Here is a 21221-nt window from a genome sequence, read left to right on the forward strand (position 1 = left end):
GCGGAGCGTAGCAGCTAGCCGGAGGAATCCAGCCCTCCCAGGGCCCACGCCCGCGTGGACGCGGCGCGGAGAGCAGCGACGCGGACGACGAGGACGACGCAGCCAGGGAGATACACGGCCGCAACGCGCGCGCCGAGGGGGACGAGGACGATCGAGACGAGACAAACGAGGACGCCGAGCCACGCGAGAGCGACGCCGAGTGCGCGCAAGCGCTCGCGAGGGACGGCAGGCACGAGCGCGACGAGCGCGAGGTATCCGGCGAGGAAAAACGAGCGGTGCGCGAGCGCCGAGCCGATGAGCGCCACGAGGAGCCCCGCCGACGCGAGGATCGGGAGCGGCGCTTCGGAGGGCGGCGTACGTGGAGGTGCTTTGGCCATAACGGCAAACGCAGCGAGGTTCGCCCCGGTACGATACCCGGCCCGCTTCGCAGAGGCGCGCCAAGAAACGGTCTGCAAAGCAATCCGGAATGACCTGTGTCGCGGGACACAAGTATGGTCGTTCCGGACCAACGTCGTTGCGAGCGCGGTTGACGCGAGGCGAGAGGGGACGGATGGCTGGGCCGATGAGGTTCTGGCTGGAGGGGCACACGCTCACGGAGGTCGTCCTCGAGGGGGAGGTGACCACGCTTTATCGGGGGTACCGGGACGTCGATGGTGCGCCGGTCCTCGTGGAGGCGCTGAACGAGGATTACCCGGTCGCGCGTGACGTGGCGCGGATCCGGCACGAATTCTTGGTGATGCGTGGGCTCGTGTTGCCCTGCGTGCCCGAGGCGCTCGGTCTTTCGCCGTGCCGCAACGGCGTGGCGCTCGTGCTTTCGGACGCGGGCAAACGGCCGCTCGTCGAGCGGCTGCGCGGCGGGCGGCAGAATGTGGGCGTGGTGCTCCGGCTCGGCGCCGCGATCGCGCGCGCGCTCGACCGCGTGCACCTCGTGGGGCTCGTGCACAAGGATGTTTGCCCCGCGAATCTCCTGGTCGACGACGGGACGCTGGAGGTGGAGCTCATCGGATTCGGCCACGCCTCGCGGTTGCTCCGCGAAGACGGGCGCATCGCGGCCGCCTCGGCGGTCGAAGGGACGCTCGCGTACATGGCACCGGAGCAAACGGGCCGGATGAACCGCGTCGTCGATCATCGCGCGGATCTCTATGCGCTCGGCGTGACGTTGTACGAGCTCGCGACCGGCGCGCTGCCGTTCGTGATGGAAGAGCCGCTGGAGCTCGTGCACGCCCACATCGCGCGCGCACCCGTGCCGCCCCACGCGCTCGTGCCCGAGCTGCCGCGCGTGGTCTCGGACATCATCGTCAAGCTGCTCGCGAAATCGGCCGACGATCGTTACCAGCGCGCGCGCGGGCTCGAAGCAGACCTCGCGTTCTGCGCGTCCCAGTGGGAGCAACACGGCCAGATCGAGCCGTTTCCGCTCGGCAGGCACGACCTCGGCGCGGAGCTCGTGCTGCCGCAAAAGCTCTATGGGCGGGAGCGGGAGCGGCAGCAGATGGCCCAGGCCTTCGAGCGCGCCGCGTCCGGGCGGCTCGGGGTGATCGTGCTCTCGGGGCCAGCAGGCGTCGGCAAGTCGACGCTCGCGCGCGAGCTGGAGAGCGCGGCGGCGCTGCGCGGAGGGGTCTTCGCCGAGGGCAGGGCCGACGCGCTCGGGAGCCCCGCGCCATGTGGGCTTTTGTCGTCGGCGCTGCGGGACCTCGTGCGGCGGATCCTCGGCGGGCCCCCCGAGGACGCGCGCGCCTTTCTGCGGGAGCTCGCGCGGACGGTCGACGCGGGCGCGGCGGCGCTGTTCGCGCTCGTCCCGGAGCTCGAAGCGGCCCTCGGCGAGCGAGAGGCGCAACCGCCGATGTCGGCGGCCGCGTCGAGCGGGAAGCTCGCGGTGCTCGTGCGCGGGCTGCTCGACGCGGCGAGTCGGCAAGGCCCGCTCGTGCTTTTCCTCGACGACGTTGGCGCGGCCGACGCGGACTCGATCGCCGTGGTGCGGGTCGTCTGCGCGGACGCGGCGGCGAAGCGGCTCTGCGTGGTGCTCTCGCGAAGGGAGAACGCCCGGTCCGACGAGGCGCGGCCCCTCGACGTGCGCGAGCTCCGGCAAGCAGGCGTCGCCGTGACGGAGATCGCGGTCGGCCCGCTCGCGCCCTCGGACGTGCGCGCGCTGCTCGGCGATACGCTCGGAGCGCCCGAGGATCGCGTCGCCGATCTCGCAGACGTGCTCGCTGCGGCCACGCACGGCAGCCCGTTCCTCCTGCGCGAGGCCCTCCGCGCGCTCCACGCCGAGGGGTTCGTGCGGTTCGACGCGGGCGCGGGCGCCTTTCGCTGGGACGTCGAGCTCGTACGCGACCACCTCGGCGCCGAGGGCGCGCGGGATCTCGTCGGCGAGCGGGTCGCGGCGCTGCCGGCGCGCTCGCAGCGGATCCTGGAGCTCGCCGCCTGCCTCGGCCCGCGCTTCGACCTCGGCACGCTCGCGTGCGTGGCCGAGCGGGAGCCCGCCGCCGTCGCCGAGGACCTCTGGCCCGCGCTCGAAGCGGGCCTCGTCCTGCCGCTCTCGTCCGATTACCGCTTCGCGCACGCGCACGCCTCCGCGGCGCCGCCTTCCCCGGGGGAGGCGTGGGACGTGCCGTACGCCTTCTCCCACGAGCGCGTGCACGAGGCCGTGTATGCGCGGATCCCCGCGTCGCGTCGGCAGGACGAGCACCTTCGGCTCGGCGAGATCCTGGCCTCGCGCGGGGAGCACGGCGACAGCGACATGCTGGCGGCCGTCCGCCAGCAAAACCGAGGGCTCGCGTCGATGCGAGACGAGGGAAAGCGGCGCGCCCTCGCCGAGCGGGATCTGCTCGCGGGCCGGAGGCTCCAGGCGATCGGCGCGCTCTCCGAGGCGATCGGCTGCTTCGAGGCCGGGCTCGCGGCCCTCGCCGGGGACGAGCCCCACGCGCTCTGGTTCGATCTGACCCGCGAGCTCTGCGCCTGCCTCGTCACGCGCGAGCCAAGCGGCGCGGCCGAGGCGCTCGTCGCCGCGCTCGCCGAGGGCGCGCGGACGAAGCTCGAGCAGATCGAGGCCCAGCGGCTGGAGGTCGCACGGCAAGCCGCCGCCGACCATCCGATCGAGGCGCTCCGCGTGGGCGCGCGGGACCTCGGCGCGCTCGCGTTCGTCGTGCCGGACAGCGAGGCCGAGCGGCGCGCCGCGCTCGTCCGGGAGGCGCGATCGATCGAGGCGGAGCTCGCCGGCCGCGCGCCGGGCTCACTCCTGTCGCTCCCCGCCGCGCGGAACCCGGAGGCCGTGGCCACGATGGCGCTCCTCCTCGAATTGCTCACGCCTGCGGGCGCCGTGAGCCGTTCGGCCACGGGGCTCGTCGCGGCCGCGCTGGTGCGCGCGTCCATGGCCCACGGAAACACCGAGGCGTCGGCCGTCGGCTATGCGGCGTACGGCGCCGCGTTGTTCGTCCTCCCCGAGCTCTCCGAAGCCGGACAGGCGTTCGGCGACGTCGCCCTCGCGCTCGCGGAGGACCTCGGCGAGGGGCCGCTCGCGTGCCGCGTGCACCTCGCGGTCGGCTCGATCCTGCACGCGCGCCGCCCCCGGCGCCTCGCGCTCTTCCATTTCCACCGCGCCGTGGGCCAAGCCGCCGCCGTGGGCGACATGTCCACGGCTTGCCGCGCGTCCGCGGAGGTCCTCGCTGCGCGCTTCGAGCTCGGCGATGACCTCGCCCGCGCTTGCGACGAGGCCGAGCGCAGCCTCGCCCTCGCGCACCGCGCTCCGTGCGGTCAGGTCGCTGCCGATCTGGCCACGCGCGTCAGCTTGCAGGCCGTGCGCAGCTTGCTCGGGCGGACCCGCGCTCCCGGGAGCCTCGACGGCGACGACTTCGACGAGGCCACGTTCTTCGCGGCCGACGAGCGCGCCGGCCGCGCGCGGGCGCGCTTCTATGGGCACGCGCGCCGCGCCGAGCTCCTCCTCCTGCACGAGGACGCGGCGGGCGCGGCGCGCGAGGCGCTCGCGGCGACGCCCGGCCTCGCCGACGTCGAGGGCGAGTTCCTCGCGACGGACCTGCCCGTCTGGCTCGCGCTCGCGCTCCTCCTCGACAGCACCGGCTTCCCCGCCGAGCGTGCGTCCCGCCTTGCGCGGGTGGACGTGATCCTCGCCGTCCTTGCGGCCCTCGCCGCGCGGTGTCCCGAAAACTATGAGCGCAAATGGCTCCTCGTCTCGGCCGAGCGCGCGCGCGCCGCGGGGGACGAGGCCACGGCGCTCTCGCTCTACGAGAAGGCGATCCGCGCGGCTGCCGAGAGTGGCGTCTCGCGGGACGAGGCGCTTGCCAACGAGCTCGCCGCGCGCTTCCACCTCGAACGACATCGCGACACGGTTGCGCGGGCGTACATGGGCGAGGCGTACCAGGCCTACCTCCGCTGGGGCGCGATCACCAAGGTCGACATGCTCCGCGAGCGGTACGGCTTTCTCCTGCCGCGCCGCAGCGTCGGCCCCTCGGCCGCGCCCTTGCCGGGCGTGCTCGCGGGCGAGTTCGATCTTGGCGCCGTCATGCGCGCGACGCGGGCCATCGCCGAGGAGATCGTGCTCGACGTCCTGCTCGATCGGGTCATGCGCGTGATCGTGGAGACGGCGGGCGCCCAGCGCGCCGTGCTCCTGCTCGATCGCGGCTCGGGCCTGCACGTCGAGGCGGCCATGACGATCGACCCCGACCGTGTCCTCGTTGGCGTCGAGGCGGCGCGCGTGGCCGGCGAGGAGCTGCCGCGTGCCCTCGTCGACGAGGTCGCGGCGACCCGCGCGCCCGTCGTGCTCGGCGGCTCCCGTGGATTCGATCGGTTCTCCAAGGATCCGTACCTCGCCGAGCGCCGGCCGAGGTCGCTCCTCTGCCTCGCCATGGCCCACCGTGGCCGCCTCGCGGGCGTGCTCTACCTGGAGAACCGCTCGGTGGCCGACGTCTTCAACGACGCGCGCATCGCGGTCGCCTCCTTCCTCTCCTCGCAGGCCGCGATTGCCGTGGAGAATGCGCTGCTCGTGGCGAGCATCCAGCGCATGCACGAGGCGCAGCGGCTCGCGAACGAGCGCCTGGAGCACGAGGTCCGGGTGCGCACCGCCGAGCTCGAACGCGAGCTCCTCGAGCGCGAGCGCGCCGAGCGGGAAAAGGAGGCGCTCCACGATGTGATGCTCGAAGCGCAGGAAGAGCGCCTGCGCGAGCTCTCGGCGCCTCTCCTGCCCATCGCGGACGGGATCGTCGTGATGCCCCTCATCGGCGTGCTCGACGAACGCCGCGCCGCCGAGATCCTCTCGGCCGCGCTCGCGGGCGTCTCGTCGAGCGGCGCGCGTGTCTTGATCCTCGACATCACGGGGGTGCGGGGGGCCTCGGCGAGCGTCGCGTCTGCGCTCGTCGCCGCGGCCTCGGCCGTGGGCCTGCTCGGGGCCGAGGTCGTCATTTCCGGCATCCGCGCCGCGGTGGCGCGCACGCTCGTCGACCTCGACCACTCGATGCAGGGGATCGCCACCCGGGCGACCTTGAAGAGCGCGGTCGCCTGGGCGCTCTCCCGGACCCAGCGCTAGGAGGTTGTCCCGACAGACGAACGCGCGGTGGGCCTTCGTGGACGGAGCCCCGGCTCAGCGGAAGCCGCGCATCCCGACGAGCATCCGCCCGCTCACGGCCGACGCCGAGATCAAGACGCCGCCGCCGAGACCGAGCAGCGCCACCAGGAGCAGCGTGTACGGCTGGATCCCGAGCAGCGCGAGGATGCCGAGGATCGCCGCGCCGATCCCCACGAGCGCCTGCACGCCGGCTGCGCCTTGCACGGCCTCGCGCGCCATCCGCACGCGCCGGTCGTAGGGGAACGCCTCGCCGAGCTGGTTCACCGCGCTCGTCGCGCCCGTCGACAAGAGCAGACCGCCGCCGAAGGCCACGACGGACACGGCCGACAGCGTCAGCGGGGCGATGCCGAGCAGGATGAGCACGCCCATCACCACGCCTGCGGCGCCCGTCAGGAACTCCACGCCCACGCCTCCGCCGAACTCCACCTCGTCGACGCGCTGCCCGCTCACGCGCGAGGCGAACTGCGAATACCGCGAGGCCAGCGCGCGCCTGCGAACAGGAGCGCGGCGCCGATCGCGATGATGGCGACGGCGATCATCGTTTGCCGGGCGATCCCCGCCAGACCGAGGACCGCGAGCACGACGGCGGCGACGCCGCCGAGGGCCTCCACGAGCGAGCCGGCCGTCACGACCTGCATCGAACGCTCGCGCTCTTGCCTGTCGAACTCGGGCGGCCGGGTGCTCGTCGTATTGCCAATGTCCCTGTTGTCCATGCGTACGTCTCCCGTGTTTCTTCACGCCTGAGGGCCGTTGCCTGGACGATGCCCGGCGGGCCCCCACGACCCCCCCTCGTTTTCTCGCATGCGGCGTGCCGCAATGGTTCGTCCGGACGGGCGGACGTGCCCTCGTCTGCGCAGGGCGGCCGCCGCGCGCGCTCGGGCCGCCTGCACGCGCGAACCCTGCTCACGCGCCGCTCTCGACCGTGGCCTTGCGAGAAAATCGTTCGCCGTTCTTGACAGGGTCTCGGTTTAGACACAGTCTAACCCCCCGTGAGGCCGACGAAGCCAGCCAAGCCGATCCCGGCGGGCACCGTGCTGAACGAGGCAGAGCTCCTCGAACGGCACGGCGTGCTCCCCTCGGCGCAGCGCCTCGCCATCGCGCAGTACGTCTTGCGGACCGACGAACACCCGTCGGCCGACCAGGTCTTCGCGAAGGTCAAACGGGCGCTGCCGATGGTGTCGCGGGCGACGGTCTACAACACCTTGAACCTCTTCGTGGACAGGGGCCTGCTTCGGGCCCACGTGCTCGCGGAGGGCAAGGTGGTGTTCGATCCGAACCTCGAACCACACCATCATTTCATCGACGAGGAGACGGGCGCCATTCACGACGTCCCGTGGAGCGCGCTCGCCGTCTCGAACGTGGACGCGCTCGAAGGCTTCGACGTGCACGAATATCAGGTCGTGCTGCGCGGCAAGCTCAAGAAGACCCGCTCTTCCTGACGCGTCCGCGCGCCCGCGCATGGCGGCTTTTTTGCGCCGAGCATTTAGACGAGGTCCAGAACTGGACGAAGTACAAAACGGATTCTGGATTCGATAGAGACAACCAAGGAGAAAGACATGCTGACCGTTTCGCAGAAGTTGCCTTCGTTCAACCTGAAGGGCGTCGTGAGCCTCGAGCAGGGCAAGGAGTTCCACGACGTCAAGAGCGAGAACCTCCAGGGCAAGTGGGCCGTGCTCTTCTTCTGGCCGATGGACTTCACGTTCATCTGCCCGACCGAGATCGCCGGGTTCGGCAAGCGTTATCGCGACTTCAAGGATCGCGATTGCGAGGTCCTCGGCATCAGCACCGACACGGAATACGTGCACCTCGCCTGGCGCAAGCAGCACCCGGACCTGCGCGACCTGCCGTTCACGATGGTCGCCGACACGAAGCGTGAGCTCTCGCAGGCCCTCGGCGTCCTGCACCCGCAGGAGGGCGTGGCGCTCCGCGCGACGTTCATCGTCGACCCGAACGGCATCATCCGGCACGTCGGCGTGAACGACCTTTCCGTCGGCCGCAGCGTCGACGAGGTCCTGCGTGTCCTCGACGCGCTGCAGACCGACGAGCTTTGCCCGTGCAACTGGGTGAAGGGCCAGCCGACGCTGGAGGCGGGTTGAAGCCATGAGCGCGCTCGAGGCCATCCGCGCGAAGTTGCCCGACGCCGCGCGGGACACGAAGCTGAACCTGCAATCGGTGCTCGAGGGTGACTCGTCCCTCACGCGGGCGCAGCGGCTCGGGATCGCCATCGCGGCGGCGGCGAACGCACGGTGCGCGCCGCTTCGCGAGGCGTTCATCGAGCAGGCGCGCGCGGAGCTCGAGCACGCCGAGGCCGTCATCGACGACGCTTACGCGGCGGCGACCTTGATGGCGATGAACAACGTGTATTACCGGTTCCGGCACATGATCGGAAAGGAGACGTATTCGCAGCGCTCGCCGAAGCTCCGCATGAACCGCATCGGCCAGCCGAAGACGTCGAAGGCCGATTTCGAGCTCATCAGCCTCGCCGTGAGCGCCATGAACGGCTGCGAAGCGTGCGTGAAGTCGCACGAGGTGGCCGTCCTCGCGAGCGGTCTCGGCGAGGACCACGTGCACGATGCCGTGCGCATCGCCGCGACGGTCCAGGCCGCGACGGTCGCGCTGGAGATCACCGCCGGGGCGGTTTAACCTCCCAAACCCTCGGGCACGGCGCCTCGCTGCGCTGCCCCCCGCGTGGCGGGGCGCCGTGTTCCAGAAGGACGAACCCTCCCCGATTTTCGATAGGAGCTTCTCATGTACGCGAGTTCTAGCCATTTGCCCGAGTCCTCCCGCGTGGCCATCGTCAAGACGCTGAACGAGCGCCTCGCCGACGGCCTCGATTTGCACAGCCAGATCAAGGTCGCGCACTGGAACATCAAGGGCCCGCATTTCGCCGCCCTGCATCCGCTCTTCGAGACGTTCGCGACCGAGCTTGCGGCTTTCAACGACGAAATTGCCGAGCGCGCCGTCACGCTCGGGGGCCTCGCCGCCGGCACGGCGCGCCACGTCGCGGCCTCCTCGCGGCTGCCCGAGTATCCGCAGGAGACCACGCGCGGCCTCGACCACGTGCGTCACCTCGCCGAGCGCTTCGGCCTTTACATCCAGGGCCTGCACGCCTCGCGCGTGATCTCCGACGAGAACCGCGACGCCGACACGTCCGACCTGCTCACGAACATCATCACGACGTTCGACAAACACACCTGGTTCCTGCTCGCGAGCCTGGAAGGCTGAGCACAAAAGGAAACCCGGCCTCCGTCCTCCCCCGCCGAATCAAGGTGTCTCGCACATAGGACATTTTCTGTCCTTACGCGGTGCGCGAATGCGTTGACGCGCAGCGTCTCCCAATCGATGCTTCCATGCATGAGCTCGTCGGGAAGGAGCACGCTCGTCATCCTGGTCACCCTGCTCGCGCCTGCGATCACGGGCTGCGGCATGGCCTCGATGATCGAGACGAACACGCGCGCCATCCAGGAAACCACGAAAACCATGAACGAGGCCGCCGATGTCCTCGGACGGTCGAATTCCAACATGGAGCGAATGGCCGGAGAGCTCGACACGCTCGGCCCGCCCATGGAGCGGCTCTCCGGCCTCGAAGCGCCGATGAAAGACGTCGCCGCGCTCGGCCCCGTGATGGATCGGCTCGGCGCGGGCATGTCGCGCCTCGAAGCGCAGATGGGCCGCATGGAACAAGGCCTCGCGCGGCTGGAAAAGCCCATGGAAGACGTGGCTCTGCTGCGTGAGCCCATGAAAGAGGTCGCGGCGCTCGACGGCGTCATGGGCAAGGTCGCGCGGCTCGACGAGCCGATGGGCAAGCTTTCGGCGCTGCGCGGGCCGATGGAGGACGTGGCCGGGATGCGCGGATCCCTGGAAAGCATGGCGAACTTCGGCCGCGGTGACACGGGCGTGAAGGCCGCAGGTTTCGCGTTCGGCGCGCTCGCGGCGTGGGCCGGCGCGACATTCCTCGGCGTCTACCTCGGCTTTTTGGCGGGCATGCGCCGCCTCCGTGGGACGCGCCGTGCGGGGCGCAAGACGCGCTCGCGGCGCGCCGCCGTCGTCGTCCCGATCGCCCGAGGCGGACCGAAGGCGGTTGGGAGCAAGGGCGCGCGCGGCGGGAAGGAGGCGCACGAGGAGGAGGACGAGCGCGGGCCTGCGAGCGGCGTGCAGCGGACGTTCGGCGCGCTCTCGCTCCACGAAGAGTGGGGCAGCCATGGACCGACGGGCGCGCCGTAGGGCCCGAGACGCGGCGCACAAAACAAGCTCTTGCCCGCGTGCGCCGAACCTCGTATGACCCGGCGAGGGCCTTCCACGGCCCGGCCAGGGAACACGAGCGATGAAGCGAGAAAAGCGATTGACGAAGCGCGAGCGCAAGGCCCTCGCGCCGCCGCGGCCCGCGGCACAGACGCACACGCACACGCACCACATTCATTGCATTGCGTGCGGCCGTCACCTCGAACCCGAGGAGATGCAGACGGGCGAGGCGGTCATGCTTCGTTGCCTGCACGGCTCGACGTTCCCCTCGTGCAGCGGCTGCCGCGCGCGCTCGACGGAGCTTCTGGCCGAGCACGACCGGACGGGCCAGGCGGTCCGGACCGCGTCGGCCTGGCACTGAGGAGTATGGGCGGGGGGGGAACGATAGCATTGGGGCGCGGGTGATGGGGAGCGCGGATCGATTCACGCTCGCCGAGCGCGTCGGCATTGGCGCGACGGCGGAGGTCATTCGGGGCTTCGACCAGGAGCGCCGTGTGCCTGTGGCGATCAAGCGCTTGCACGAGCACCTCGCCGTCGACCCGATCACCCGTGAACGATTTCAGCGCGAGGCGCGGCTCTCGGCGCGCATCACGAGCAAGCACGTCGTGGGGTACGTCGACACCGGCATCGACGCGGAGGACCGCCCCTACCTCGCGCTCGAATGGCTCGAAGGCGAGGACCTCGCGCACCGCATGCGCGCCTCGGGCGCGCGGCTCGGCACGGCCGAGGCCCTCACGATCACGCGCCAGGCGGCGCTCGGGCTCTTCGCGTTGCACGAGGCGGGCATCGTCCACCGCGACGTCAAGCCGGGAAACCTCTTCCTCGCGGAGCAGGGCGAAGGCGCGCCCTTCCTCGTCAAACTCCTCGACCTCGGCGTCGCGCACGACAGCGCCTCCGAGAACGTCGACGGCGTCGCGCTCGGCACGCCTTTTTACATGTCCCCCGAGCAAGCCCGGGGCGACACCGAGATCGGCCCCCGCTCGGACCTCTTTTCCCTCGGTGTGCTCCTGTATGAGCTGCTCTCCGGGAAAAAAACTTTTGCGGGCGAGGATGCCTTCTCCGTCCTTGCCAAGATCGTCCTCCAGGCGCCGCCGCGCCTCTCGGATGCCTGGCCGGACGCGCCGCCTGCGCTCGACGCCCTCGTCACGCGGGCGCTCGCGCGGGACCCCGACGCGCGATTCTCCTCGGCCCGCGAGATGGCCGACGCGCTCGCGACGATCGAGCGCGTGGTCCTCGAAGGCGCGGCGCCCCCGCAGGAGATCACGCTCCCGCCGGCCCTCGTCCCGAGCGACGATCACCTCGTCGGCGTGATCTTCGGCCGATTGCCCTTGTCGAGCAACGTGGGCCGGACACGCGCCCTCTTTCAGCGCATCGCCGAACAGCATGGCGGGGTGGTCATTCCCTTGCTCGGTCGTGGGGTGGCCGCCGTATTCGAAGGGGAATGCGCCGACGGCCTCCTGCGCGCGGCCGATGCGGCGCTCGACCTGGTAAAACAAGTGACCGGTGTTCGATTGTCGCTGGTGACCGGCGGGGCTTTGCCGCCGGGGGCGGGGTTATCGGCCTCCGTGATCGAGCGTGGCACGCGCGCTCTCGAACGCCCGCGCGCCGACGCGAACGAGCCGCCCGTGCGTATCGACGACGCGACGGCGCATCTGCTCGAAGAGCAATACGCGATCGAGGGGGCGCCCGGCTCCTTGTCGATTCGTGGCACGCGTGGGCGCGGCCCCACGAACACGTGATTGGATTTGCCCGCGCCGAAGCACCCGCGATAAAGTCCACCCGCTTCGAACAGATCGACGAGCGCCGTGGGTACCCCTCGGTGGGGGGCGGCGCGCGAAGGGAGATCTACGATGAACGCTTTGTGGAAGAAGGGCGCCGTGGCCCTCGTGCTGGGCGGGTTGCTCGGCGTGACGGGCGTGGCGTCCGCGGACCTGCCCCGCACACCGATCCCTGCCCCCGCGGTGGACAAGGGCAAGGGCCCGGAGAGGGCGAACCCGAAGGGCGGCGAACACGGGGGCAAGGGGCCCGAGGGCAAGGGGCCCGACGACAAGGGCAAACCCGACGACAAGGGCAAACCCGACGACAAGGGCAAACCCGACGACAAGGACGCGGGCGCCGACGCGGCCGCGGCTCCGGCCGAGTCCGAGGCGGACGCGAAGGCCAAGGACGAGAAGCGCAAGGCCAAGAAGGAAGCGCGCAAGGCGAAGTCCAAGGACGAGCGCGACGTGCTCAAGAAGAAGGTCTCGACCGCGCTGAAGGGCCAGCCGATGGCCGTCGCCATGAAGCAGGAGCTCGAGCGGCACGCGCGCCGCCTCGCGCGCCTCGAGCGCGTGAAGGACCTCGCCGAGGAGGCGAAGGACACCGAGGCGACCGAGCGCGTGCAGAAGCTCCTCGACAAGGAGAATGCGCGCCACGATAAGTGGATGGCGAACTACGACGCGAAGACCACGGGCGCGAAGGGCGTGGACGGCAAGCCCGCGGAGAAGGCAGGTGAGAAATGAATCGATCGATCATGCTCGCGCTCCTCGCGCTGCCTTTGCTCGCCGTCGCTTGTGAAGAGCCGAAGCCCCAGGGCGGCTCGACGACGGGCGGCGCCGCCGCGGCCCCGGTGGTTCTCGACGACAAGGACATCCCGACCGCGGCCGATTACGACGACCAGGCGGAGAAAGACATCACCGAGGCGAACTACAAGTCGGAGCTCGACACGCTCGACAAGGAAATCTCGGCCCAGGATTGAGGCAGGGACGCGAAGCCGCGTGATACGGGGGCCGGGACGAACCGGCCCCTCGTTCACGTCAGTTCGTCCCGCAATACCGTAGCTGGCAGACCGGCGCCGGCGGGAGCTGGAACACGTAATAACTCCCGCAATGGGCGATCTGGATCGCCGACGACCAGTTGCAGGGGTTTCCGGACCAGTTGAAGCACGCCGTCGCGTTCACCACCTGGCCCTGGGCTTGCGGGTAGGCCCCCTGGACCCAGCCCGGCGCGTGCGTCGCGCAGACGTTTTCGGGGGGCGGCGAGGTGGCCATCATCGTCCCGGCGGCGCCCATGAAGCGATACCAGCTCCCGTTCATGGTCGAATCGCAGACCCGCGTGCTCCCGTCGACGTGTCCGATGTTCCGGTCGGCCGTGTCGAGCACGATGTAGTTCATGCACTGCGGCAGCAGGTTATCCAGCGTGCAGCCTGCCCCGCAGCCGTCGCCGCCGAGGAGGTTCCCGTCGTCGCACTCCTCCACGCCGGATTGCACGAAGCCGTCGCCGCAGACCGCGTTCTTGCACGTCCCGACGCACCCGTCGGTGTTCGACATGTTCATGTCGTCGCATTCCTCGACGCCGACCTGGACGAACCCATCGCCACACGTCGCGGCGATGCAGCCTTGCAGGCACGCGTCCGTGTCGTCCTTGTTCCCGTCGTCGCAGGCCTCGAACCCCGCGTGCACGAATCCATCCCCGCAGGTCGCGACCTTGCACGCCGACGTGCAGTTGTCGGTGTCGTCCGTGTTGCTGTCGTCGCAATCCTCGCCTTCCTGGATCGTGCCATCGCCGCAGGTGGAGAGCCTGCAGTCATTCGTGCAGCCGTCGTCGTTCACCATGTTGCCGTCGTCGCACCCCTCGACGCCCTCCCAGACGAACCCGTCGCCGCATGTCGGCTTCTTGCAGGTGGAGAGGCAACTGTCGGTCTCGATGTCGTTGCCGTCGTCGCATTCCTCGCCGGTCTGATACACGCCGTTTCCACAGGGGGACGGCGGTCCGCCGCCGCCCGTACCGCCCTCGCCGCCCTCGCCGCCCTCACCTTTCCCTTTCACGGGATCGGGCGCGTTGACGAGGGAGCAGGCAGCGAAAAGCGTGAAGGCGAGGAAAATCCCAGCGTGGCGAAAGGCGGTCATGGCATCTCCCGGGCAAGATCCAGCAAAGATACCATCCATGTTCGGCCGGATTCCCGGCAACGTCAAGCGGCCGCCGGATCGGACGACCTCAGTTCGTACCGCAGTACCGGAGGGTGCAAACCGGTGTCAGCGGCAGGTAGAAGACGTAATACCCTCCGCAATGCGCGATCTGGATCGAGGACGACCACTCGCACGTGTTGCCCGACCAGTTGAAGCACACCGTGGCGTTCACGACCTCGCCCTGGTTCAGCGGGTACGAACCCTGGACCCAGCCGGGCGCGTCGGTGCCGCAGGCATACTCGGGGGGCGGGAACGTCGGCATCTGGACGCCCGCAGCGCCCATGAACCGGTACCAGCCCTCCCCGAGTGTATCGCTGTCACAGATCTCGACCCCGAGGTCGCCGTCATTGAAATTGACGTTTCGATCCGCCTCGCTCAGCACCGCGTAGTTCATGCATTGCGGCAGGAGGTTGTCCAGCGTGCAGGCCGGCCCGCAGCCGTCGCCGCCGAGGAGGTTCCCGTCGTCGCACGCCTCCACGCCGGCCCGTACGAAGCCGTCGCCGCAGACCGCGTTCTTGCACGTCCCGACGCACCCGTCGGTGTTCGACACGTTCATGTCGTCGCATTCCTCGACGCCCACCTGGACGAACCCGTCGCCGCACGTCGCGGCGATGCAGCCTTGCAGGCACGCGTCCGTGTCGTCCTTGTTCCCGTCGTCGCAGGCCTCGAACCCCGCGTGCACGAATCCATCCCCGCAGGTCGCGACCTTGCACGCCGACGTGCAGTTGTCGGTGTCGTCCATGTTGCTGTCGTCGCAATCCTCGCCTTCCTGGATCGTGCCGTCGCCGCAGGTGGAGAGCTTGCAGGTATTCGTGCAGCCGTCGTCCTCGACCATGTTGCCGTCGTCGCAGCCCTCGACGCCCTCCCAGACGAACCCATCGCCGCATTTCGCCTGCTTGCAGGTCGAGAGACAGCCGTCCGTCTCGACGTCGTTGCCGTCGTCGCATTCCTCGCCGGTCTGATACACGCCGTTCCCGCAGGGCGACGGGACCCCGCCGCCGGTCCCGCCTTCGCCGCCCTCGCCGCCCTCGCCGCTGCCCTTCACGGGATCGGGCGCGTTGACGAGCGAGCAGGCGGCGAAGAGCGAGAGGGCCAGGCACATGCCCGCGTAGCTCTTGTTGTTCATGGCGACTCCCGGGGAAAAACCGACAAAAGGGGGGCCATGTTCGGCCGGATCGCCGGCAACGTCAAGCGCGGCCGGCCCTCCTCTCCGGCGCGTCAATCGTGCAGGGGCAGATCGATCCCGTCGCCGTCCTCGGCCACCATCACGGGCGCCCGCTCCCCGAGCTCCTCGCGCGCCTGGCCGAGCAGAATGTCCGGATCCCGATCGTATCGTGTCGACAGGTGCGTGAGCACGAGCCGCCGCACGCCCGCGTCGCGCGCCACGATCGCCGCCTCCCGCGCCGTCGCGTGCCGCGTGTCCCGCGCGCGCGCCTGCTCCTGATCGCCGAACGTCGCCTCGTGCACCAGCACGTCGGCCCCTTCCGCTGCGCGTGTCGTGCCCTCGCAAGGCCGTGTATCCCCCGATATCACGATCCGCCGTCCGGGCCGCGGGGGGCCCATCACCTCGCGGGGCGTGATCGTACGCCCGTCCCGCAGCCGCACCACCTCGCCGCGCTGCAGCTTGCCGAAGAGCGGCCCCTCGGGCACGCCGGCCGCGCGTGCTGCGGCCGCGTCGAACCGGCCGGGCCGTGCATCCTCGATGAGCGCGTAGCCCACGGAGGCAATGCGATGGTCGGTCGCGAACGCCTCGATGCGATACCCTTCTCCGCGGAAGACCACGTCGCCGGGCTCGGCCTCGGCGATCGTCACGGGCAGGGGCGCGTCCTCGGCGCCGAGGCAGATCACCTTGGGCAGGAACGTCGCGGCGCTGCGGGGGCCGATGAGCGCGAGCGGCTCGGTGCGGCCGAGCATCCCGAGCGTGCGCAAAAAGCCGATGATGCCGAGGTAATGGTCGGCGTGGAAATGGGTGAAGAACACGGCGTCGAGCGAGAAGCCCGTACCGTAGCGGATCATCTGCCGCTGGGTGCCCTCGCCGCAGTCGAAGAGGAAGCTCTGTCCTTCGCGCTTGACGAAGAGGCCGGACAGGTTCCGGTACGCGGTCGGGGCTGCGGCGGACGTCCCGAGAAAGGTGAGGCGGAGGCTCGACATGGGGGTTTGGTTGGCGTGGTGCTCGGCTCGTCCGCGTGCAGCCCCCCATCCTCGAACAGGGGTTTGTCGCCGGACCGACCGGACGAACGTACCACGCGCGCGGGCCCCTGCCATCCCGCGTTTCTAGTTACGGCGTGGACGTGATCCGGTCCGGGTCGCCGAGGAACTCGAAGTGCATCGTGTCCTCGAGCCGGTCGTGCCCGAGCCAGTAGAACCCGTATCGCTCGAAGGTCTCGATCCAGCAGCGCGGAAGCTCTGCGCGCTCGTAGGCGGTCGCTTCGCGCTTGCGGCATGCCGGATGGTCCGGGAACGGCTCCACGCAGCGGCAGCAGGGGTTCCGCTCGGGATCGATGTCGATCGCGATCCCATAGAGGTGGTTCGAAACCTCGCCGTTGTGGAACGTGTTCTTGCCGCGCACGCCGAGCAGGCGCTGCGGCTCGTAGGGGGTATGGCCGCAGCGCATCGTGATCGCCTGCTCCACGCAGCGCAGCGCCGGCACGATCCGGCGGTTCACCTGCACGGGCAGGCCGAGGAAACGTACCTGCTCGATGTAGTCGCCGACCGCGCGCTCGTTCCATTCGAGCGGCACCGTCCCAAAGGACCTTCCATACCGCTCCGTCCGGAATCGGAGCGCCCGTGTTTGCATCTCGATGCGGGCTTTGCGCTCCTCGGCCGGCATCCCGTCCTGGAGCGCGTAGTTGCCGCGCACCAGAAACGGCAGCGGCTTTTGCTCGTTGCAGGAAATTCCTTCCAGCGGCACCTCGGGCGCGGTCGACGCGTGCGCCGCCGCCGCGACCGCCAGCGCGAACACGAGCCCGAGCGCCACGTGCCCGGGCAGGGCGCGACGCAAGGCGCGGCGGTCGTCGCGGGGATCGAGCACGGCAACACGAGAATACCAGAAAGAAACAACGAGCGAGCTCCACGGAAGGCGAACTTCGGACATATCCCGTCCGCTTCATGCCCGCGTGGACGGCGTGTGCCCGCCCTGGTATCCAGTCGTGGCGCATGATTCGGCTCGCGCTCGCCGGCGTTCACACGCTCCTCCTATCGCCGCTCTGCGCGCGTTGCCCGCACGGGCGCGCGGGCTGCTGCGAAGCCCCGCCGGCCGTGGCCTGGGCCGACATCGGCCGCATCGTATCGCTCGGCGGCCGTGATTTCTTGCTGGCCGAGATCCACGAAGGCCGCCTCGTCCCGCAAACGCGTGGCCTCTCCATTCGACGCGCCCCGCCGAGCGGACCCTTCCCCGAGCGATGTGGCTACCTCGGCGAGGCCGGCTGCGTCCTCCCGCCCGATCGCAGGAGCGCCACCTGCAACTATTATCTTTGCGACGAGGCCTTCGCCGCGGCGGAAGCGGAGGGCGATCCGCAAACCCTGCGCGGCCGCAAGATGCACGATCGGCTCACGGCGCTCTTCGGCCGCTGGGACCTCGAGCTCGCCGAGGCGATCTTCGCGCGATATCCGGACGGCGCGCCCTGGGACGCCGCATTCCTCGATTGGATCGGCGCCGAGCTCCAGGCGCGCGTGCGCAAGGCGCGGATGTAGGGAGCCGGGGGTCATCGGAGCACAAGCGCGTCACTTGCCGGGATGCTATCCCTCGGCCGCCGTGAGCCGATCGACCGTCGAATTTCCCGAAGAGCTGCCCATCTCTGCGCGCGTGCGCGACATCGCGCAGGCGCTGAACGACCACCCTGCCGTGATCATCGCGGGCGAGACGGGTTCGGGCAAGACCACGCAACTCCCGAAGATCGCGCTCGCCATGGGCCGCGGCCTCCACGCGCGGATCGGCGTCACGCAGCCCCGACGTATCGCGGCCACGAGCGTCGCGGCCCGCGTCGCCAAGGAGCTCGGCGTCGACCTCGGCAAGGAGGTCGGCTACAAGATTCGTTTCGCCGACCGGACGAGCCCGTCGACGTACGTCCGCTTCATGACGGACGGCATCTTGCTCGCCGAAATCCAGAGCGACCCGCTCCTCCGCGCCTACGACACGCTCATCGTCGACGAGGCCCACGAGCGCACGCTCAACATCGATTTCCTCCTCGGCTACCTCAAGCGCATCCTGCCCCGCCGCAAGGACCTGCGCGTCGTCGTCAGCTCCGCGACGCTCGAAACCGAACGATTCTCGGCGTTCTTCGACGGCGCGCCCGTCATCCAGGTCTCGGGCCGCACGCACCCGGTCGAGGTCATCCATCGGCCGCCGCGCAAAGAAGAGACGGAGCTCGCCGAGACGGTCGGCAATACCATCGAGGAGATCACCGAGCTCGACCCCCGCGAGGACATCCTCGTCTTTTTGCCCGGCGAGCGCGAGATCCACGAAACGATGGACGAGCTGCATTCGCACGGCTTGCCCCACACCGTCGTCCTGCCGCTCTACGGCCGGCTCCCGCAATCCGAGCAGCAACGCGTCTTCACCCCCTTGCCGCAGCGGCGCATCGTCCTCGCCACGAACGTGGCCGAGACCTCGCTCACGATCCCCGGCATCGTCTACGTCATCGACGCCGGCCTCGCCCGCGTCAATCGGTACCATGCGCGCTCGGGCGTCACGGCGCTCCAGATCGAGCCCATCTCCCGCGCCAGCGCCGAGCAACGCAAGGGCCGCGCGGGCCGCATCCGCAGCGGCGTCTGCTTCCGCCTGTACGAAGAGCGCGACTTCGAGCTGCGCCCGGCCTACACCGATCCCGAAGTTTTACGCGTCGGCCTCGCGGGCGCCATCTTGCAGATGAAATCGCTGGGCATCGGCGACATCCGCGATTTCCCCTTCCTCGACCCGCCCCCGCGCCGCGCCGTGGACGAAGGGTATCGGGTCCTCGAAGAGCTCGGCGCCATCGACGAGGCGGGCGAGCTCACGGACATCGGCAAAAAGCTCTCGCGGCTCCCCCTCGATCCGCGGCTCGGCCGCATGGTCCTCGGCGGCGAGGCGGAGGGCGCGCTCCGCGAGGTCCTCGTCGTGGCCTCGGCGCTCGGCATCCAGGACCCGCGCGAGCGCCCGCTCTCCGCGCAAAAGCAGGCGGACGACGCGCACCGCAAGTTTCGCGACGAGCAGAGCGATTTCGCGGCCCTCGTCAAGCTCTGGCACGCCTACAAGCAGGCCGAGGCGCGCCTCTCGAAAAACCAGCTCCGCAAGTGGTGCCGCGACAACTTCCTCTCCCACCTCCGCATGCGCGAGTGGAGCGACATCCACCAGCAGATATCGCAGATCGTGCGGGAGATGGGCTTCCGGGTCGAGGGCACGCAGGGCGACGGGGGCGACGCCGTGCACCGCGCCATCGTCCCGGCGCTGCTCAGCAAGATCGGCATGTGGAGCCAGGAGGCGAAGGCGTATGTCGGGGCCCGACAAACGCGATTCCAGCTCCACCCGTCGAGCGGCTTATCGAAAAAGCCGCCGGCGTGGATCATGGCGGCCGAGCTCGTCGAGACCTCGCAGCTCTTCGCCCGCACCGCGGCGCGCGTCGACCCCGGCTGGCTCGAAGAGGCCGGCGGATCGCTCTGCCGCAAGCACCACAGCGACCCGCACTGGGAGGAGAAACCCGCGCAGGTCATGGCGCGCGAGCAGATCTCGCTCTACGGCCTGCCGATCGTCCGGGATCGGAAGGTCCATTATGGCCCGCTCGACCCTGTGGCCTCGCGCAAGATCTTCCTCACGCACGCCCTCGTCCGGCAGGAATACGCGACGAAGGCGCGCTTCATGGAGCACAACAAAAAGCTCTTCGACGAGGTCAAGCGGCTGCGGGACAAGGCGCGCAAGAGCGACATGCTCGCCGACGACCACGCCCTCACCCTCTTTTTCGAGGAGCGCGTCCCCGAGGGCATTTACAGCGGCAAGACGTTCGAGGCCTGGCGCAAGGAGGCCGAGGCGAAGAACCCGCGCCTGCTCGAGCTCTCCCTCGCGGACGTCCTCCAGGGTGAGGCGGACGAGCTCACGCCCGAGCGATTCCCCGACACCCTCTCGCTCTACGGCACCAAATTGCCGCTCACGTACCGCTTCGATCCGGGCGAGGACGACGACGGTGTCACGATCACCTTGCCCCTCGCGCTCCTCCCGCAGGCGGATCCGGCCGTGCTCGAATGGACCATTCCCGGCTGGCACGCCGAAAAGATCGAATGGCTGCTCGACGCGATGCCCAAGGCCGTCCGCAAATCGGTCGGCGGCGTGAAAGAGCTCGCGGCCGACCTCGCGCGGCGCCATCGCCCCTTCGAGGGCCCGATGCTCGAAGCCCTCGCCCGATCGATCCAGGAACGCACGGGCGTGCGCGTGCCGATGGACGCGCTCCGCCCGGACGAGCTCCCGCCCTTTTTGCGATTCTATTTCCGTGTCCTCGACGAAGAGGGCCGTGTCGTGGGCGAGGGGCGTGACCTCGCGGCGCTCAAGGAGCGATTCGCGAAACGCGCGCGGGATGCCTGGGCGGGCGCGTCGAAGGCCACGCTCGAACGCGAGGGCCTCACCTCGTGGAGCTTCGAGACCTTGCCCGAGGAGGTCCGCATCGAGGTCGCGGGGCGCAAGCTCGCGGGGTATCCGGCGCTCGTCGATACGGACATGTCGGTGGCCCTGCGCGTGCTCGCCTCGCGCGAGGCGGCTGACGAAGCGACACGCGGCGGCCTGCGGCGGCTCTTTCTCCTGCAAATGAGCATGCCGATGAACAAGATGGAGCACCAGGTCTCGGCGGCCGTCGCCACGGGCGCGCTTGCCGAACGCGCGGGCGCGGGCGGCGTCCCGTTGCGCCGGCAAATCGTGCTCCGGGCGCTCGACGATGCCTTTGGCCTGAACGACGCCGGCCGCTTCCCGCGCGCGCGCAAAGACTTCCTCGCGCGCCTCGACGCCGGCAAAATCGAGCTCGCGGCGAGCATCTCCCGCCTCGGCAAGCTCGCGCAGGAAATAGGAGCCGAGCTCTCCCGCGCCGAACAAGCGCTCCGCGCGCTCTCGGGCAAACCCGGCGCGCCCCGCGCGGCTCTCACGGAAATCCGATTGCAGCTCGACCACCTGATCCCGCCGGGCATGTTCCTGCGTGAGCGGGTGGAGCGCCTCGCGCATTTGCCGCGATATCTCCGGGCCGTGCAGATCCGGCTCGAACGCATGCCGAATGGCCCCCAAAAGGACCAATCGAAGGCCGAGCAGGTCTTACCGTTCTGGAAAAACTACCTCGACCACCACGAAGGCCTGCGCGGACGGGGCGTCCCGGGGGAGGACCTCGACACGTACCGATGGCTCATCGAGGAGTTCCGTGTGTCGCTCTTTGCTCCGGAGCTAAAAACCGCTGTGACGGTGTCGCCACAGCGGCTCGTGGAGTTCTGGCGGGTGTTATCGGGCTGAG

At 69.8% G+C, this 21221-nt stretch carries 19 protein-coding genes; 12 read left to right on the forward strand and 7 right to left on the reverse strand.

Translation table 11 applies throughout. The features are described from left to right. Positions 1-14 precede the first annotated feature (14 nt). Entirely contained in the window at positions 15-377 is a 363-nt protein-coding gene (locus tag POL67_RS03205) for a hypothetical protein (protein WP_271915491.1), read from the reverse strand. Between the two features lie 173 nt (positions 378-550). Here POL67_RS03205 and POL67_RS03210 point away from each other — a divergent pair, with 173 nt between their 5' ends. After that, positions 551-5536, forward strand: coding sequence for an AAA family ATPase (locus POL67_RS03210; protein ID WP_271915493.1), 4986 nt, complete (start codon positions 551-553; stop codon positions 5534-5536). A 54-nt stretch (positions 5537-5590) separates the two neighbouring features. On the opposite strand, the gene POL67_RS03215 is transcribed toward POL67_RS03210, so the two are convergent. Continuing rightward, positions 5591-6025, reverse strand: a complete 435-nt coding sequence (locus POL67_RS03215; protein WP_271915495.1) for a hypothetical protein — start codon at positions 6023-6025, stop codon at positions 5591-5593. Beyond that, on the reverse strand, positions 6022-6288 hold the full coding sequence (locus POL67_RS03220) for a hypothetical protein (RefSeq protein WP_271915497.1): 267 nt from the start codon (positions 6286-6288) through the stop codon (positions 6022-6024). The genes POL67_RS03215 and POL67_RS03220 overlap by 4 nt, the downstream gene beginning before the upstream one ends. A 276-nt stretch (positions 6289-6564) precedes the next feature. Between POL67_RS03220 and POL67_RS03225 the strand changes: the two genes are divergently transcribed. The 9 genes from POL67_RS03225 to POL67_RS03265 all read left to right on the forward strand — a co-directional run bounded on the left by POL67_RS03225 (position 6565) and on the right by POL67_RS03265 (position 12554). Beyond that, the gene (locus tag POL67_RS03225) at positions 6565-7014 is read left to right on the forward strand and encodes a Fur family transcriptional regulator (protein ID WP_271915500.1); all 450 of its coding nucleotides are present in this window, start codon (positions 6565-6567) and stop codon (positions 7012-7014) included. A 117-nt stretch (positions 7015-7131) separates the two neighbouring features. Further along, the gene (locus tag POL67_RS03230; RefSeq protein ID WP_271915502.1) at positions 7132-7671 is read left to right on the forward strand and encodes a peroxiredoxin; all 540 of its coding nucleotides are present in this window, start codon (positions 7132-7134) and stop codon (positions 7669-7671) included. Positions 7672-7675: 4 nt separating this feature from the next. After that, a complete protein-coding gene (locus POL67_RS03235) occupies positions 7676-8218 on the forward strand; it encodes a carboxymuconolactone decarboxylase family protein (RefSeq protein ID WP_271915504.1) in 543 nt (180 codons plus the stop codon). 105 nt (positions 8219-8323) lie between these two features. Beyond that, on the forward strand, positions 8324-8800 hold the full coding sequence (gene dps, locus POL67_RS03240; protein ID WP_271915506.1) for a DNA starvation/stationary phase protection protein Dps: 477 nt from the start codon (positions 8324-8326) through the stop codon (positions 8798-8800). A gap of 129 nt (positions 8801-8929) precedes the next feature. After that, complete coding sequence (locus tag POL67_RS03245) at positions 8930-9799, forward strand: hypothetical protein (RefSeq protein ID WP_271915509.1); 870 nt, start codon at positions 8930-8932, stop codon at positions 9797-9799. Between the two features lie 100 nt (positions 9800-9899). After that, positions 9900-10178 (forward strand): hypothetical protein, encoded by a 279-nt coding sequence (locus POL67_RS03250; protein WP_136933905.1) that lies wholly within the window; start codon positions 9900-9902, stop codon positions 10176-10178. 43 nt (positions 10179-10221) lie between these two features. After that, on the forward strand, positions 10222-11556 hold the full coding sequence (locus POL67_RS03255) for a protein kinase domain-containing protein (RefSeq protein WP_271930721.1): 1335 nt from the start codon (positions 10222-10224) through the stop codon (positions 11554-11556). Between the two features lie 111 nt (positions 11557-11667). Further along, on the forward strand, positions 11668-12318 hold the full coding sequence (locus POL67_RS03260; protein WP_271915512.1) for a hypothetical protein: 651 nt from the start codon (positions 11668-11670) through the stop codon (positions 12316-12318). After that, entirely contained in the window at positions 12315-12554 is a 240-nt protein-coding gene (locus POL67_RS03265; RefSeq protein WP_271915514.1) for a hypothetical protein, read from the forward strand. The genes POL67_RS03260 and POL67_RS03265 overlap by 4 nt, the downstream gene beginning before the upstream one ends. Before the next feature lie 58 nt (positions 12555-12612). On the opposite strand, the gene POL67_RS03270 is transcribed toward POL67_RS03265, so the two are convergent. From POL67_RS03270 to POL67_RS53455, 4 genes are all read right to left on the reverse strand, one after another. Beyond that, positions 12613-13704: a DUF4215 domain-containing protein gene (locus tag POL67_RS03270; protein WP_271915516.1), complete on the reverse strand. Its 1092-nt coding sequence runs from the start codon at positions 13702-13704 to the stop codon at positions 12613-12615. 88 nt (positions 13705-13792) lie between these two features. Further along, positions 13793-14890: a DUF4215 domain-containing protein gene (locus tag POL67_RS03275; protein WP_271915518.1), complete on the reverse strand. Its 1098-nt coding sequence runs from the start codon at positions 14888-14890 to the stop codon at positions 13793-13795. 92 nt (positions 14891-14982) lie between these two features. After that, positions 14983-15915 carry a ribonuclease Z gene (gene rnz / locus POL67_RS03280; protein ID WP_271915520.1) on the reverse strand — a complete coding sequence of 311 codons (933 nt, stop codon included), beginning with the start codon at positions 15913-15915 and terminating at the stop codon, positions 14983-14985. Positions 15916-16042: 127 nt separating this feature from the next. Beyond that, positions 16043-16795 (reverse strand): M15 family metallopeptidase, encoded by a 753-nt coding sequence (locus tag POL67_RS53455; RefSeq protein WP_271915522.1) that lies wholly within the window; start codon positions 16793-16795, stop codon positions 16043-16045. A 125-nt stretch (positions 16796-16920) separates the two neighbouring features. On the opposite strand from POL67_RS53455, the gene POL67_RS03290 reads away from it, so the two are divergent. Beyond that, on the forward strand, positions 16921-17457 hold the full coding sequence (locus tag POL67_RS03290; protein ID WP_271915524.1) for a hypothetical protein: 537 nt from the start codon (positions 16921-16923) through the stop codon (positions 17455-17457). Between the two features lie 61 nt (positions 17458-17518). Next, positions 17519-21220, forward strand: a complete 3702-nt coding sequence (gene hrpA / locus POL67_RS03295) for an ATP-dependent RNA helicase HrpA (protein WP_271915526.1) — start codon at positions 17519-17521, stop codon at positions 21218-21220. The last annotated feature ends 1 nt before the right edge of the window (position 21221 follow it).

It is taken from the genome of Polyangium mundeleinium (assembly GCF_028369105.1).
Lineage (GTDB): Bacteria > Myxococcota_A > Polyangia > Polyangiales > Polyangiaceae > Polyangium > Polyangium mundeleinium.

What these genes read in the sequence shown, in the direction of transcription:
- POL67_RS03205 (WP_271915491.1), bottom strand. Translation starts at nt 377, where the DNA reads ATGGCCAAAGCACCTCCACGTACGCCGCCCTCCGAAGCGCCGCTCCCG.
- POL67_RS03210 (WP_271915493.1), top strand. Translation starts at nt 551, where the DNA reads ATGGCTGGGCCGATGAGGTTCTGGCTGGAGGGGCACACGCTCACGGAG.
- POL67_RS03220 (WP_271915497.1), bottom strand. Translation starts at nt 6,288, where the DNA reads ATGGACAACAGGGACATTGGCAATACGACGAGCACCCGGCCGCCCGAG.
- POL67_RS03230 (WP_271915502.1), top strand. Translation starts at nt 7,132, where the DNA reads ATGCTGACCGTTTCGCAGAAGTTGCCTTCGTTCAACCTGAAGGGCGTC.
- POL67_RS03235 (WP_271915504.1), top strand. Translation starts at nt 7,676, where the DNA reads ATGAGCGCGCTCGAGGCCATCCGCGCGAAGTTGCCCGACGCCGCGCGG.
- dps (WP_271915506.1), top strand. Translation starts at nt 8,324, where the DNA reads ATGTACGCGAGTTCTAGCCATTTGCCCGAGTCCTCCCGCGTGGCCATC.
- POL67_RS03245 (WP_271915509.1), top strand. Translation starts at nt 8,930, where the DNA reads ATGAGCTCGTCGGGAAGGAGCACGCTCGTCATCCTGGTCACCCTGCTC.
- POL67_RS03250 (WP_136933905.1), top strand. Translation starts at nt 9,900, where the DNA reads ATGAAGCGAGAAAAGCGATTGACGAAGCGCGAGCGCAAGGCCCTCGCG.
- POL67_RS03255 (WP_271930721.1), top strand. Translation starts at nt 10,222, where the DNA reads ATGGGGAGCGCGGATCGATTCACGCTCGCCGAGCGCGTCGGCATTGGC.
- POL67_RS03260 (WP_271915512.1), top strand. Translation starts at nt 11,668, where the DNA reads ATGAACGCTTTGTGGAAGAAGGGCGCCGTGGCCCTCGTGCTGGGCGGG.
- POL67_RS03265 (WP_271915514.1), top strand. Translation starts at nt 12,315, where the DNA reads ATGAATCGATCGATCATGCTCGCGCTCCTCGCGCTGCCTTTGCTCGCC.
- POL67_RS03270 (WP_271915516.1), bottom strand. Translation starts at nt 13,704, where the DNA reads ATGACCGCCTTTCGCCACGCTGGGATTTTCCTCGCCTTCACGCTTTTC.
- POL67_RS03275 (WP_271915518.1), bottom strand. Translation starts at nt 14,890, where the DNA reads ATGAACAACAAGAGCTACGCGGGCATGTGCCTGGCCCTCTCGCTCTTC.
- rnz (WP_271915520.1), bottom strand. Translation starts at nt 15,915, where the DNA reads ATGTCGAGCCTCCGCCTCACCTTTCTCGGGACGTCCGCCGCAGCCCCG.
- POL67_RS03290 (WP_271915524.1), top strand. Translation starts at nt 16,921, where the DNA reads ATGATTCGGCTCGCGCTCGCCGGCGTTCACACGCTCCTCCTATCGCCG.